Origin of the sequence: Lysinibacillus sp. NPDC095746 (assembly GCF_044763535.1) — a bacterium.
Taxonomy (GTDB): Bacteria; Bacillota; Bacilli; order Bacillales_A; family Planococcaceae; genus Lysinibacillus.
On record NZ_JBIWGL010000034.1, the window covers coordinates 34,277 to 47,268 of the forward strand.

Sequence of the window (12,992 nt, forward strand, 5' to 3'; positions counted from 1 at the left end):
TTTAAATGACGAAATCCTCTTCATATTTTAACTCTGTTAAAATATCTTTTGCTCGACTGTTTATCTCGTTAAAATTTTGGGAAATCTGTTCTGCTGAAATCGGTTTACTAAATAAATAACCCTGAATATAATCGCAATCACCTTCAATCAGGAAAGCAAGTTGCTCCACTTCTTCAATTCCTTCAGCAACAACCTTTAATCTCAAATGCTTTGCCATTGATAAAATCATAGAAACGAGCGCTTTATCATTTGAATTATGCTGTATATTTCGAACGAACGCCCGATCAATTTTTAAACAATCGATTGGAAAATCTTTTAAATACGAAAGCGACGAATACCCTGTCCCAAAGTCGTCAACAGCAATTTGTATACCAATTGCCTTTAACTCATGAAGTAGCTGAGTTATTTGATCAATGTTCATTGTCATACTTTCTGTAATTTCCAATTGTAAATATTGCGGTTCTAAATTTGTACGTTGTAAGATTTCTTGCACCATATGCACTAAATCTTGCTGGAATAACTGTCCAATGGATACATTCACAGCAACCTTCATTGGTGGCAAGCCTTGCTCCTTCCATGTCTTCGCTTGAGTGCACGCCATTTCTAAAATCCATTTTCCTAAAGGAATAATTAGACCCGATTCTTCTGCAATTGGGATAAACAACTCAGGCGAAACAAATCCGCGGGTTGGATGACGCCAACGTACTAACGCTTCCACCGATTCGATTTTACCCGTTTTTAAATTTACTTGAGGCTGAAAATCCAAGTAAAATTCTTCATTAGCCAATGCTTTATGCAGCTCTTGCTCAATCAATATACGATCGGCTATGCCATTTGACATATACGGCTTATAAAAAAGAACTCTTTGAGGTATTTGACCCGCTTCTCTCATCGCTAACTGTGCATGCATTAAAAGCTCTTCACCTGAGCAGTCTTCTTCATTCAGGGCAATGCCAATATTAAGATTTCCGTTAAGTGGAAAAAGTTGTACTTGTAATGGTTTTTTCATCGTACTCTTCAAGTTCAAGCAAAATTGTAGCAACTCTTCTCTTGTCTTCACATGATTAATATAAATAATAAACTGTCCCTCACGAAGCTTTGTAGCAAAATAATGAGGGGGTAATATAGCTTGAATTCTCTCAGCTACGAGCTTCATCATTGTATTAGAATAGCTAATACCTATAGATGAACGAATAGCAGCAAGGCGATCAATTTCGATTGCAATGATTGCTTTTTGACGACTATTGTCATGTGATTCCTCTTTTAAGGTTTTCAATAATAAATGTTCATTTGGAAGCTTAGTAATATCATCATGATAAGCTTGAAAATGAAGCTCCTGTTGCGAATGTTCAAGATCTCGCTTTATTTTTAAAAGTTGCGTATATGGTTTTTCAACAGTTGTATAATAAATAGCTTTTAGGAAAAAGAAGAATGCAAAAAATTGATAAATTAATGCTGGAAAGCCCCAAATTGATTTCAAGTCTTTGATGAACGCAAAGAAAATATCACTAATAATTAAATAAGTTGCTGCGCTAATAAGCCACATAACTCGTTTTGGCAACTTTTTTATATATTTACTCAAAATTACTATCGTTACACCTTGTAAGATAGCAGACATTAAATGAGCAATAGCGCTTGCTTTCAGCAACAATTGTTCTTCAAGTAAAAAATATTTTGAAGAGAGATACACTAGAAAAAGGCTCAGTAGTACAAATAATAAGGAACTGCCATATGTATAATTACGATCATTCATCGTTAAGCGTTTTTTTGGCTTTAAAATAATAAAAACAAAACCGATTGATAAGCATAAACGCATGATTAAATCCAACCATATTTCAAAATATAGTGTATCAGCCATTGGATATTGAGCGATAACCACGCTTACTAATTCAAACAAGGCGATGATAAAAAATAAATTACCTATGTATAATGTTTGACTCGATAATAAATGTGAAAAAACAAGCCAAGATTGAATAGCGATTGCCATTGTAAAAACAATAATTAGTATTTGTATAATCAAATTCAAACAAATATAATTTTCTTCCTTAAAGCCAAATATTTGATTACTTAAACCTAGTAGTGGCAACACTATTAATAGTGGCAATACTATATACCAAATCTCTTTCTTTTCTATCTCTAATTGTTTCAACCAATTCTCCAACAGAAACCCTCCATACCAATAATTAAATTAGATAGGTAATATGATCTACCCGAAAGAAATATAAAATTAAAAATTGTATTTTTCTTTGACTTCTTACAAATCATAGCATTTTTATTAGAATTTGTATGCAAATATAAAAAGTATGCCAATATTCAGTTATGATATTAGCATACCTTTGATGCTTAAAATACTATTCATTTAATAACTCACGAAGCTTCATCATTATTCTTGTACGTCGTTTTTTAACAGCGTCCACAGATATACCTAGTTCTTTTGCTATTTCAAAGTAACTAAAACCTTCTACATAAAAAAGTAGTAATATTTTTCTTTCTTCAAATTTTAAATGAGACAGAATGCGTTCTATAAAAACTGGACCGGTTTCAATCATTTCATGATCTCGAATATAATTTATCGTGTCATTATCCATAGGTGTATGAATATTTTCAAAACGCTTTTCCTTTGAAAGCTCTTTTAAAATTTCTCCTTTTACGGTTGTATAAATATAAGCAGAAAACAGCCCTTTTGATTGATCCGCTTTACGCCAAGCATCCCACACGGCTATGGATGCTATATGACGATAATACTCAAAATCCTTATAAATACGGCACCTTAACAAAATCGACGTTATCATTGGTTGGACTAATTCTAATACTTCCTCAAATGATTGTTCAGGTGATAACTTTTGTTTATTATGCTGTGTTGTCATCCTATTATCCTGTCGACTGTGCACAGTCCATTATTCCTAGGTACCTTCATCTTAGTTACATCGAACCGCTCCTTTGTTAATATGACCATAGAGTTTTTATAAGTCCTTTTTAATATTTATACATAATAAACGTATGAAATTTTAAAAATCATATGTTTTAACTTCTTTCAGCATTCATCTCCTACATGCTGGTTTAAGTTCCTTACTGACATCCGAGAGAGGAACTCAGTCTAAAAGCACCACATACTGTGACAATTTATCTGTTCGAAAGCGGAGCGTCAGCAACACGGTTTTATCTGGGCGAAAGCGGAGCGTCAGCAACAACAACAACTGAGTGCTCATCATCATGCGGTAGCACTACGCTTTCGCGCAATAAAACATCTGTTGGCCTAAAGCTCTGGCGGATGACACAGCATCGGAAAGGAAATCTCGGTGCAAGGACAAAGCCGATTCCGGACGCATTGTTTATCTACACGAAAGCATAGCGATAGCTACAAATGTTTTCTGTAGCGACAGCGGAATTATGCCGAGGCATAATTGATTTGTCACACTATACATATTTCTTAAAAGGTTGGACAAAATTACTACTAAGGAGGCGAAATAGATGAATTTTCAAATAAGAGATGCGATTACGACAAATGTACATGGTCAATCAGCGGCCGAATTTAAGGATATTGTCGAAGATGCAATTAGCCGTGGTGAAGAGCATTTACTTCCAGGGCTTGGTGTGTTTTTTGAAAAATGGTGGCAGCAATCTAGTCCCACTGAGCAGGATGCATTTGTTCAAAAACTTGAAAAAGCCTTTGCTCACTAACTTTTTATAGACAGTTCATTCCATTTCCAATAAATGCATGATAAAGTTTAACTTATCAGAAAATTAGGGGGAATTGGAATGACTGTTGCTGTAGAATTAATAGTAAATCAACTAAAAAAGATTTTATCTGAAGAACAGGTGTCAACAAACGAAACGGTGCGACAGCTACATGGAAGGGACGAATCTCATCATGCAATGAGTTTACCAGATATCGTTGTCTTTCCTCGTTCCACGGCCGATGTCAGTGCCATCTTAAAAATTGCGCATGCGGAACGTGTACCAGTCGTACCTTTTGGTGTTGGCTCAAGCTTGGAAGGTAATGCAATTCCCATTGCAAATGGCATTTCTATCGATTTCTCTGAAATGAATGCTATTTTAGAAATTCGACCAGATGACCTGTTTGTGAAAGTACAACCGGGTGTAACACGTGCTCAATTGAATAAAGAATTAAAAAAACATGGACTTCACTTCACAGTTGACCCTGGTGCTGATGCTACACTTGGTGGAATGGCAGCAACGAATGCCAGCGGGACAACAGCAGTGCGGTATGGTGTTATGCGCGATCAAGTACGAGATTTAGAGGTTGTACTCGCAGACGGTTCAGTCATTCATACCGGTAGCTTAGCAGCAAAATCCTCTTCTGGTTATCACTTGAATGGCCTTTTTATTGGCTCTGAGGGTACGCTAGGTTGCTTTACAGAATTAACTTTACAAGTCTATGGAATACCCGAATTTGTAACGGCGGGACGTGCAGTTTTTACGACAGTTGGCGATGCTGTCAGTGCAGTAACCGCATTGTTGCAAGCGGGCATTTCAATTGGCCGTGTTGAACTGGTCGATGAAGCCTCTATCAAACAAGCAAATATTTATAATGAAACATCCTATGAAGAAAAACCGACACTATTTCTAGAATTTCACGGAAATAAAGAAGGTATGCATGCCGATATAGATTTTGCTAGTGAAATTTTTGAGGACTTTGGCTGTCTTTCTGTTGAATTTGAACAAGACAATTCAGCACGGAATAAGCTCTGGGAGGCGCGCCATTCATTGGCCTATGCATATATCCATGCATATCCAGGGAAAAAGCTTATGTCGACTGATGTATGTGTGCCAATATCTATGCTTGCTGAATCCGTTTTATATGCTCGTGAACAGCTTGAGGAAGTTGGTCTTGCAGGTGGAATTGTAGGTCATGTTGGAGACGGTAACTTCCATGCCTTGTTAATGTTAGATCCAAACGATGCTGAGGAGCAGGCAAAAGCAGACCGCTTCAATGAACATATTGTCCAATTTGCTTTACTGCGTGGTGGCACATGTACCGGTGAACATGGGGTTGGTATTGGAAAAATGAAATATCAATCTACAGAGCACGGAACATCTCTATTAGTGATGAAAAGCATCAAGGCAACACTTGATCCACATAATATTATGAATCCAGGGAAAATTTTCAACATGTAAACTTATTATTACGTTCAAACATATAAAACCCGTTGGTGTCCAATATCAACGGGTTCTTTTTTATAAATCATAGCGGAAACTTTTTACAAGCTTATCTCCCTTATTAAACTCTTTAGATTCATCTCTTACAAAACCCAAGGATAAATAAAGATTAATAGCAGCCTGTATAATATCACCCGAGTGTAAATATAATGCTTAATCCTGACGAATGCGTGCTTTAACTTTTTAGCAACACCTAGCCCTCTTCCTTTAGGATGCACGCCAAGTAAGCGCACAATGGTAGACTTTATGTTAAGCTCTAAAAGATTGGAAAACTATGTATTAAAGTAAATGGCAGTTAGCAAGAAAAAAGTAACCTAGCGTCTCCCAGGTTACTTTATTATGTAGCGATGTGGTCATCCATCTTGATAACATACATCACGCGTGGCTAACATCCCTCTGTCTGCAACCACTTTATGTTATTCATATTGACATCCCCTGTTGCCAATATGAACTCTGTCTATATAGTACTTTCTCAAATCGAGAAGTATAACTATAAAACATTACGCTTACTCAGGCGCAAAGTAATGAAAAGTTCTATGCTAGAATTGACGCAAGTATCGCTTTTTGCGCATGGAGTCTATTTTCCGCTTGCTCAAAAATATAGGAATTTGGGCCATCTATAACAGATGACGCTACTTCTTCTTCGCGATGAGCTGGTAAGCAGTGTAGGAACATATAATTTGGTTTGGCGTATGCGACAAGCTCATCATTAATTTGATAACCGGCAAAGTCTTGTAGACGTTTTGCCGTTTCCTCTTCTTGGCCCATTGACGTCCATACATCCGCGTAAACTACGTCCGCGTTTAACACTGCTTCTACAGGATCATTTGTAATGGTAATTAGGCTACCATTTGCTGCTGCGATAGCCTGTGCTTTTGCAATCACCTCTGCATCACATTCATAGCCAACTGGCGTTGCTACTGCCACGTTCATTCCTACGTGAGCAGAAGCGACTACTAATGAGTGCGCCACGTTATTGCCATCTCCAACATATGCTATTTTTAATCCTTTTAGGTGACCTTTATTTTCAATAATTGTTTCTAAATCAGCTAAAGCTTGGCATGGGTGATAAATATCCGTTAGTCCATTGATAACCGGTATAGATGCATGCACTGCAAGCTCCTTTACCATTGCATGAGCGTTCGCACGAATCATAATACCATCTAAATAACCTGATAACACATGTGCTGTATCATAAATCGATTCACCACGACCAATCTGTAAATCACGCGCATGCATAAACATACCTTTGCCACCTAATTGGTTCATACCAACTTCAAATGAAATACGAGTACGAGTTGAATGTTTTTCAAAAATCATGCCGAGTGTCTTACCTTCTAGCAGCTTCGGACATTTCCCTTCTTTTGTAATAATTTTCAACTGTGTCGCTAATTCAACTAATTGCTGAACCTCTTCACTTGTATAGTCTAGAAAGGTTAATAGGTCCTTACCTTTTAAACTAGATACTAACTTTAACTGTACTTCCTCGAGTAATTTCATAACCTTCGCTCCTTGTTAAATTGCTGTTGGGCTTAGTATAACAATGCATAAATATAAAATCAACTGAATTTTTATGTTTATTTTAAAAAGTTTGAATTTTATTTTCAGTTGTGTCTAAAATTCGAATCATCGAATATTTATGCATATTCCATCTTTGATCGCATAGTAAGAACATTGCATTATTGTTAATACATATTTATAATTTATATACATTAATTATTTAGGTGGTAAAATACATGGATAAGGATTTGGTGCATCTTGTTAAAGAAATCAATCAAGTTGAATATGAAACCAATTTAATGTTAACGGAAGAATTTTCCTCATTGTTCGATGAAACATTAACGACAAAACAAGCAGTATTTTTAAATCTTCTTCAGACGAAAGGTCCCCTTCAAACTTATGAATTAGCCAAGTTAATGGGTACATCCCCAAGTGCTGTTAGCCAACTAGTAAATAGGCTGGAGCAAGAAGATTATATAAAAAGAACAATGAGTAAAAAGGATCGTAGAGAGGTTATTATAGAACTAGATGAACGGGGACATCTTTATTTTCAAAAACAGGAGGAAATTGAGCTTGCTATTATAGATAAATATTATACAAAGCTCAATAAAGAGGACTTGTTACAATTAAAAGACATACTTTTGAAATTACGTTTTATTATTTCAGAGGAGCAGGAAAAAAATAAGCGTTCTTAATGGAGGAATTATTGTGGATTTACACGATTTAAAAAAGGACATATTTAAAATTGCTTATCCCTATATAAAAACCCGTCCAAATGTTGCTTTATCTATCGGTATCATTTCTCAAGACCAAGAAGCTACGTTTACTTTCGGTGGCTCGAATTTTATGCTGGAAGAAAAGTCTTATATATATGAAGTTGGGTCGATTTCTAAAGTTTTTACTACATCCATATTAGGGGAAATGATGCAAGAAGGAAAAATCCATGTAGAAGACTCTATTGGCAAATACTTTTCTGAAATTCCCGATAATCACCCTGTCACACTCAAACGTTTAGCAAATCATACTTCTGGACTACCAGGAATAGGTGTGCTGAAGAACATTTACAATCTTTTTGACGCACAAACACCTCGTGATCCTTTTTGCCAATATTCACTGGAAGAGACTATTCATTATTTTAAAACACACACAGACGAGCCTAAAGTTAAATTTAGATATTCTAATGTAGGAATGGGACTTTTAGGATATATTTTAGCCACTACACTTCACACTGATTATGAAACAGCTATTAAACAAAGATTAACAGATCCTTTAAATATGCAAAATACATTTATTTCTATCCCTTCTGATCAAGCAGAGGCAGTATTGCAAGGCTACACGGTTCTTGGACATAAAAAGTCACCGCTCCAAATGAATGACTTTATGGCAGCAGGAGCAATCCGTTCAACTGTCAATGATCTTTTAAAGTTTATGAGAGTACATTTAAGTGATGAAAATTTAGGGTATACATTAACACATCAAGCAACGGAGACCTTTTCGGAACATATGGGTATTGGGCTAGGATGGCTTCTCGAAGACAATATCATTTGGCATAACGGTTCGACGAAAGCTTTCTCTAGTTATCTTGGGTTTGATAAAACACAACAAACAGGCGTCGTTGTTTTATCAAATTATCGTTCGCCTATTTTGGCGACAAACCCTGGGCAGATTGGGAAAGATATTTTAAAACTTTTACAGGTTTAATAGTAGATATTTTATGAATATAAAACGGGGTATCTCTACTTTTTAAGATACCCTCATTTTAAAAGTATTTTTTTATTAAATACAAATCTTAGATGAACCTAGCATACAACTCTGCTCCAAATTCTTTTCATATGGGAAAAAGTGACTTATGCGAATCCACGTCAAGCATTAACAACATTAAAAGCCACAGCTACTTTTCCAGAAATGATAATCCTACTTCGACAAATAGCAGCTTATCGTGGTGCTAATCTGACCTCTGCACTTTTTATGAAGGGAAGTATACGAAGCATTAGCCCTTATAATGGAACGTGTACTTGTCGATGAAACTTGTCATTGCTCACAAATTTCTAAAGAAGATACTCACCAAATTAAGCATGTAGCCACTCATATTGAAAAGTACTACGCCCTACAACTAACGTTAGATCATTTAAGTAAAATTTCTTGTATGGGTGCTACAAAATTAAAAAATTATTTAAAGAAGTGTATCATTGTACTATAACCGAATATATTCAAAAACAACGTGTTCATCAAGCTGAGAAATTACTAGCTCATACAGAGCTCCCTATTAACAAAATTGCTCGAACAGTAGGTTATCAAAGTGCAGGTAGATTTTCAGAGCTATTTAAACGCTATGCCGAGTTAACACCAAAGGAATATAGGCAGCAAATATTTAGAGGTTAAACATAAAAGGGGGTAACTGATCATCATAAAACTTGCTTTACTTTCCATTACAGATTCGCATTTCGATAAATACCATTCAAAACTCACAGCGTTCATTTCAAAAGACAAACAGAACAAACTTCAGCGATTCCATTTCAAAGATGACTATAAGCGAGGTTTATTAGCTGACATATTAGCTAGATATTTAATTTCAACAAATTTTAATATTGCCCCGTCAGCTATCGAATTTGACAATAATACATATGGTAAACCATATGTAAAAAATCTACCTTACGCCTTTTTTAATATTTCACATTCAGGAAATTATGTTCTTTGTGGTATTAGTAATATGGAAATCGGCGTCGATATTGAAAAGCAAAAAACACTGGATCTCAATCTCGCTCAACATATTTTTGCTCCCGAGGAATATGAAGATTTAATAGCTTTGTCTGACAAAAATCAATTAAATTATTTTTATAAACTTTGGACATTGAAGGAAGCCTATATTAAATATTGTGGTGTAGGCTTATCTTTGCCACTTCAATCCTTCTTTTTTAAAATTCATGGTGGTGGCATTCATTTAAATGCTACAAACCAGTTGGATTCTCTTCATTTTTTAACTACTAGTATTGAACAGCAGTATTCTATAGCTTGCTGTTCCAATGAGCATATTGAAGCGAATGCTATCGAACGAATTTCTTTACATACTATTGCATCTTTTTTTCAGCACTTTGATGAATGATTTATTTTTCATATAAAACAACCCTCAAACTTTATTCGTTTGGGGGTTGTTTTACTTATCTTAGTCAAAAAATAATTTTATTCATTGAATCACTGTCTTTATTATAAGCATCACGATGGAAAATGCCTGCGTGTGAGTGGATGTAGCATGTTGTAATACCGATGGATAGAACATTACAGTAACGTGGATAGAGCCATTTCCAGACGTGCTCATAACGCTTGTTTATAACAGTGAATCCATTTTGCTGTACATTTACTATTCCTTCGCCAATTCACGATATTGTATGTTATAATTTACCATAATTGGAATTCCAAATTATTCGAAGAAAGGCTGATAAGGCATTGAAAAAATTATTATTTTTAGTGTTTTTAACATTTATTTTAACAGCATGTAACTCATCTACGCTAAGTATCAGTGAAATTGAAAGTGTTCCAGAAAAAGTGCAAAAGGTAATTGATGAAAAAAATAAACTTCAATTAATCAACGAAGTAGATAAGGATGTTTCTTATATCGTTTTTCGGACAAAAGGAACAGTTACAACAGCCCTTGAAACAGTAGATGATACATTAATAATAAAGTTAGATGTTACAAATCAACAAGATAATGAAATAAAACAACATGTCTATAAATTAACATTCGACTCAAATCTTGATACGATTAATATTCACATCAATGGAAAATCTACACCTATTGATAATGTAACAGGTATATAAGTAGCCATGGTCCTCCTTTCTACAATTGAAATATTAAGCTATCACACATCAATTTGGACTTGTGCGTTGAACTACATACAAGTCCCTTTTGTTATGCTTTCTCAATCGCTAATTGCTCAACATGATATATTTTTTGGTCTAGCCAACGCAAAAAGCCTCCTAACATTTTTGTTAGAAGGCAAAACTACGGTATATCTATTTAGTTCTTTCCATGCTTAGTCAAAAATAATTTTATTGACTGCATCACGGTCTAATTTTTTAATCACTTCCACCATTAATTTTACAGCGTTATCATAATCATCACGATGTAAAATACCTGCATGTGAATGGATATAGCGTGTTGCAATACCGATAGATAGGGCAGGTATACCATTTGCCGTTACGTGGATAGAACCAGCGTCTGTACCGCCACCAGCCATTGCTTCGAATTGATATGGAATATTGTGCTCATCAGCCACATCTAATACGAATTCACGTAAGCCACGGTGTGACACCATTGATGCATCGTACACAATAATTTGTGGACCGGCGCCCATTTTACTAGTTGATTCTTTTGCAGTTACCCCTGGTGTGTCTCCTGCTACACCTACATCGACAGCAAAGCCGATATCTGGTTGGATTTTATGCGTAGCAGTTTTCGCACCACGAAGCCCTACTTCCTCTTGAACATTTCCTACAGAATAAAGGATGTTAGGATGCTTTTCATTTTGCAATGCTTTCATAACATCAATGGCAATTGCACAACCAATGCGGTTATCCCACGCTTTTGCTAATAAGTATTTTTCATTTTTCATCACATTAAATTCGAAATATGGTGTTACCATATCGCCAGGGCATACACCCCATTCAAGTACTTCATCTTTTGAAGCAGCACCAACATCGATAAACATATCTTTAATGTCTACCACTTTGTTACGCACATCTGCTGGTAAAATATGCGGTGGCTTTGAACCAATAACCCCAATAATTTCATCGCCTTTACGTGTTGTAATTGTTACACGCTGTGCAAGCATAACTTGGCTCCACCAGCCACCTACTGTTTGGAATTTGATGAACCCTTTGTCATCGATTTGAGTAACCATGAAGCCTACTTCATCTAAGTGACCTGCAACCATGATTTTTGGGCCATGTTCATCCCCAACTTTTTTAGCAATGACGCTACCTAAATTATCTGTTTCAACTAAGTCTGCATATGGTCCAATGTATTTTTTCATGACCTCGCGTGGTGCACGTTCATTACCTGCAATACCATTCGCATCTGTTAAATCTTTAAACATTTGTAATGTTGAATCTAGCTGTGTCATTCTTTTGCCTCCTGACTCTTGTATCTCCTCTATTATACTTCGTTTACCGAAATATTCCTAGCCTAATCGTCAGAAAATTGGTGTATTTCTTACACTTTAATATCCTGAGCGCTGACGATTATAATTTTCTTCGTTTTTCTCTATATATGCCGCAACAACATCCTCAAATGAAAAGCCTAGATTAAATGCAAGCAATCCATAGCATTGCCAGATTGCTAAGTATCTATCCTCTGTTGGTTGACTAATAAAACTTAAAATATAGTCTTGTGTCATTAAAAATGTCTCTGTTAAATCTCTCTTCTCTTCAATCACCGGCCACTTTTCGATCGCTGTATAACCTTTTAATAAGCCGAGTGATAATATAAAATGAATCGAATCCACATATTCCTCTAAAATTACATCACGTTCTGAGGCTCCCTTTGTACTCCAAAACTTAAAGCAGCGTGTCTCATTTGCTAGTTCAGCTAGTTCTACCATTAAGGCTAAACCTTTTTCTTTAAATACATCATGTTCTATATTTTGTGTTTTCTCGATAAAATCATCGAGCTCTTTTTGCATTTTAAACAATTGTTGTAAATTCATTTTTTTCTCCTAAATTTCTTAAAAATATTTATAAAAAGTGAAACTAATTGTCCTTCACAATCGTATAGGAAGGAATAACCTTTCTTCAAGGGGGAAATTAAAAAATGTTGCCGTTACTTATTCGTCTTGCAGTTATCGCGCTTATTATCTATGTATTTTATAAAGCGATTCGTTATATAACCGATCCTAAGCGAAAACTTGATGAAGCCTATGAAAAAGGCCAATATTATTTTTATGATGACGTCAAAAATGTACGAAAAAATTTCTTTATCTCTTATAAGGGTGCACTTTTTGAAGGTGAAAAATACCTCGGCACTACTGAAGATGCCTTCGAGGTTGTGACTATTTTTGTTGGTGCCCGTGACGCCGCTAAACTGCAAGGTTTTACGAAAAGAGACTTTGAATACCTTCAGCAAGAAATCCTATTGAACTATCCGAGCGCAAAAATAAATTGGAAGCAACCCATTGAAAAGCTTATGCGTAACACATCCTCATCATGAGGATGTTTTTTATTTATGACGGATTGTAATATTAAGTGCAACACCCAGAAGTCAATATAAAGGAAGCCCATAACGACCTCGTGTAAAATGTAGTTACCACACAAACATT

14 protein-coding genes and 1 pseudogene are annotated in these 12,992 nt (G+C 35.6%); 10 read left to right on the forward strand and 5 right to left on the reverse strand.

The window, feature by feature from the left end:
* Position 1: 1 nt before the first annotated feature.
* Complete coding sequence (locus tag ACIQ7N_RS20110; protein WP_402935501.1) at positions 2-2,110, reverse strand: bifunctional diguanylate cyclase/phosphodiesterase; 2,109 nt, start codon at positions 2,108-2,110, stop codon at positions 2-4.
* 241 nt (positions 2,111-2,351) lie between these two features.
* Positions 2,352-2,867, reverse strand: a complete 516-nt coding sequence (locus tag ACIQ7N_RS20115) for a sigma-70 family RNA polymerase sigma factor (RefSeq protein ID WP_402935482.1) — start codon at positions 2,865-2,867, stop codon at positions 2,352-2,354.
* Between the two features lie 604 nt (positions 2,868-3,471).
* Here ACIQ7N_RS20115 and sspI point away from each other — a divergent pair.
* Positions 3,472-3,681: a small acid-soluble spore protein SspI gene (sspI, locus tag ACIQ7N_RS20120; protein WP_132357157.1), complete on the forward strand. Its 210-nt coding sequence runs from the start codon at positions 3,472-3,474 to the stop codon at positions 3,679-3,681.
* Positions 3,682-3,759: 78 nt separating this feature from the next.
* Positions 3,760-5,139, forward strand: a complete 1,380-nt coding sequence (locus ACIQ7N_RS20125; RefSeq protein ID WP_402935485.1) for an FAD-binding oxidoreductase — start codon at positions 3,760-3,762, stop codon at positions 5,137-5,139.
* A gap of 576 nt (positions 5,140-5,715) precedes the next feature.
* Here ACIQ7N_RS20125 and argF read toward each other — a convergent pair.
* Positions 5,716-6,681, reverse strand: coding sequence for an ornithine carbamoyltransferase (gene argF / locus ACIQ7N_RS20130; RefSeq protein ID WP_274067030.1), 966 nt, complete (start codon positions 6,679-6,681; stop codon positions 5,716-5,718).
* Positions 6,682-6,917: 236 nt separating this feature from the next.
* Between argF and ACIQ7N_RS20135 the strand changes: the two genes are divergently transcribed.
* The 7 genes and pseudogenes from ACIQ7N_RS20135 (at position 6,918) to ACIQ7N_RS20165 (ending at position 10,497) form a co-directional block, all read left to right on the forward strand.
* Positions 6,918-7,376: a MarR family winged helix-turn-helix transcriptional regulator gene (locus ACIQ7N_RS20135; RefSeq protein WP_274068561.1), complete on the forward strand. Its 459-nt coding sequence runs from the start codon at positions 6,918-6,920 to the stop codon at positions 7,374-7,376.
* 13 nt (positions 7,377-7,389) lie between these two features.
* Complete coding sequence (locus ACIQ7N_RS20140; RefSeq protein ID WP_402935489.1) at positions 7,390-8,382, forward strand: serine hydrolase domain-containing protein; 993 nt, start codon at positions 7,390-7,392, stop codon at positions 8,380-8,382.
* A gap of 301 nt (positions 8,383-8,683) precedes the next feature.
* Positions 8,684-8,881: a hypothetical protein gene (locus ACIQ7N_RS20145; RefSeq protein ID WP_402935507.1), complete on the forward strand. Its 198-nt coding sequence runs from the start codon at positions 8,684-8,686 to the stop codon at positions 8,879-8,881.
* Positions 8,863-9,063 carry a helix-turn-helix domain-containing protein gene (locus ACIQ7N_RS20150; protein ID WP_402935504.1) on the forward strand — a complete coding sequence of 67 codons (201 nt, stop codon included), beginning with the start codon at positions 8,863-8,865 and terminating at the stop codon, positions 9,061-9,063. The genes ACIQ7N_RS20145 and ACIQ7N_RS20150 overlap by 19 nt, the downstream gene beginning before the upstream one ends.
* A 46-nt stretch (positions 9,064-9,109) precedes the next feature.
* Positions 9,110-9,364 (forward strand): annotated as a pseudogene (locus tag ACIQ7N_RS20155) (4'-phosphopantetheinyl transferase family protein); the annotation flags it as partial.
* A gap of 27 nt (positions 9,365-9,391) precedes the next feature.
* Positions 9,392-9,784, forward strand: coding sequence for a 4'-phosphopantetheinyl transferase family protein (locus ACIQ7N_RS20160; protein WP_402935491.1), 393 nt, complete (start codon positions 9,392-9,394; stop codon positions 9,782-9,784).
* Positions 9,785-10,086: 302 nt separating this feature from the next.
* Positions 10,087-10,497 (forward strand): peptidylprolyl isomerase, encoded by a 411-nt coding sequence (locus ACIQ7N_RS20165; RefSeq protein WP_402935494.1) that lies wholly within the window; start codon positions 10,087-10,089, stop codon positions 10,495-10,497.
* 215 nt (positions 10,498-10,712) lie between these two features.
* Here the strand turns inward: ACIQ7N_RS20165 and ACIQ7N_RS20170 are convergent, their stop codons facing one another.
* Both ACIQ7N_RS20170 and ACIQ7N_RS20175 read right to left on the reverse strand, forming a co-directional pair.
* Positions 10,713-11,801: a M42 family metallopeptidase gene (locus ACIQ7N_RS20170; RefSeq protein WP_402935497.1), complete on the reverse strand. Its 1,089-nt coding sequence runs from the start codon at positions 11,799-11,801 to the stop codon at positions 10,713-10,715.
* A gap of 96 nt (positions 11,802-11,897) precedes the next feature.
* Positions 11,898-12,383: a dUTP diphosphatase gene (locus tag ACIQ7N_RS20175; RefSeq protein ID WP_132357173.1), complete on the reverse strand. Its 486-nt coding sequence runs from the start codon at positions 12,381-12,383 to the stop codon at positions 11,898-11,900.
* A 104-nt stretch (positions 12,384-12,487) separates the two neighbouring features.
* Between ACIQ7N_RS20175 and ACIQ7N_RS20180 the strand changes: the two genes are divergently transcribed.
* Positions 12,488-12,883, forward strand: a complete 396-nt coding sequence (locus ACIQ7N_RS20180; protein WP_132357174.1) for a sigma-w pathway protein ysdB — start codon at positions 12,488-12,490, stop codon at positions 12,881-12,883.
* Positions 12,884-12,992 lie beyond the last annotated feature (109 nt).

What these genes read in the sequence shown, in the direction of transcription:
- sspI (WP_132357157.1), top strand. Translation starts at nt 3,472, where the DNA reads ATGAATTTTCAAATAAGAGATGCGATTACGACAAATGTACATGGTCAA.
- ACIQ7N_RS20175 (WP_132357173.1), bottom strand. Translation starts at nt 12,383, where the DNA reads ATGAATTTACAACAATTGTTTAAAATGCAAAAAGAGCTCGATGATTTT.
- argF (WP_274067030.1), bottom strand. Translation starts at nt 6,681, where the DNA reads ATGAAATTACTCGAGGAAGTACAGTTAAAGTTAGTATCTAGTTTAAAA.
- ACIQ7N_RS20135 (WP_274068561.1), top strand. Translation starts at nt 6,918, where the DNA reads ATGGATAAGGATTTGGTGCATCTTGTTAAAGAAATCAATCAAGTTGAA.
- ACIQ7N_RS20115 (WP_402935482.1), bottom strand. Translation starts at nt 2,867, where the DNA reads ATGACAACACAGCATAATAAACAAAAGTTATCACCTGAACAATCATTT.
- ACIQ7N_RS20160 (WP_402935491.1), top strand. Translation starts at nt 9,392, where the DNA reads ATGGAAATCGGCGTCGATATTGAAAAGCAAAAAACACTGGATCTCAAT.
- ACIQ7N_RS20180 (WP_132357174.1), top strand. Translation starts at nt 12,488, where the DNA reads ATGTTGCCGTTACTTATTCGTCTTGCAGTTATCGCGCTTATTATCTAT.
- ACIQ7N_RS20170 (WP_402935497.1), bottom strand. Translation starts at nt 11,801, where the DNA reads ATGACACAGCTAGATTCAACATTACAAATGTTTAAAGATTTAACAGAT.
- ACIQ7N_RS20125 (WP_402935485.1), top strand. Translation starts at nt 3,760, where the DNA reads ATGACTGTTGCTGTAGAATTAATAGTAAATCAACTAAAAAAGATTTTA.
- ACIQ7N_RS20145 (WP_402935507.1), top strand. Translation starts at nt 8,684, where the DNA reads ATGGAACGTGTACTTGTCGATGAAACTTGTCATTGCTCACAAATTTCT.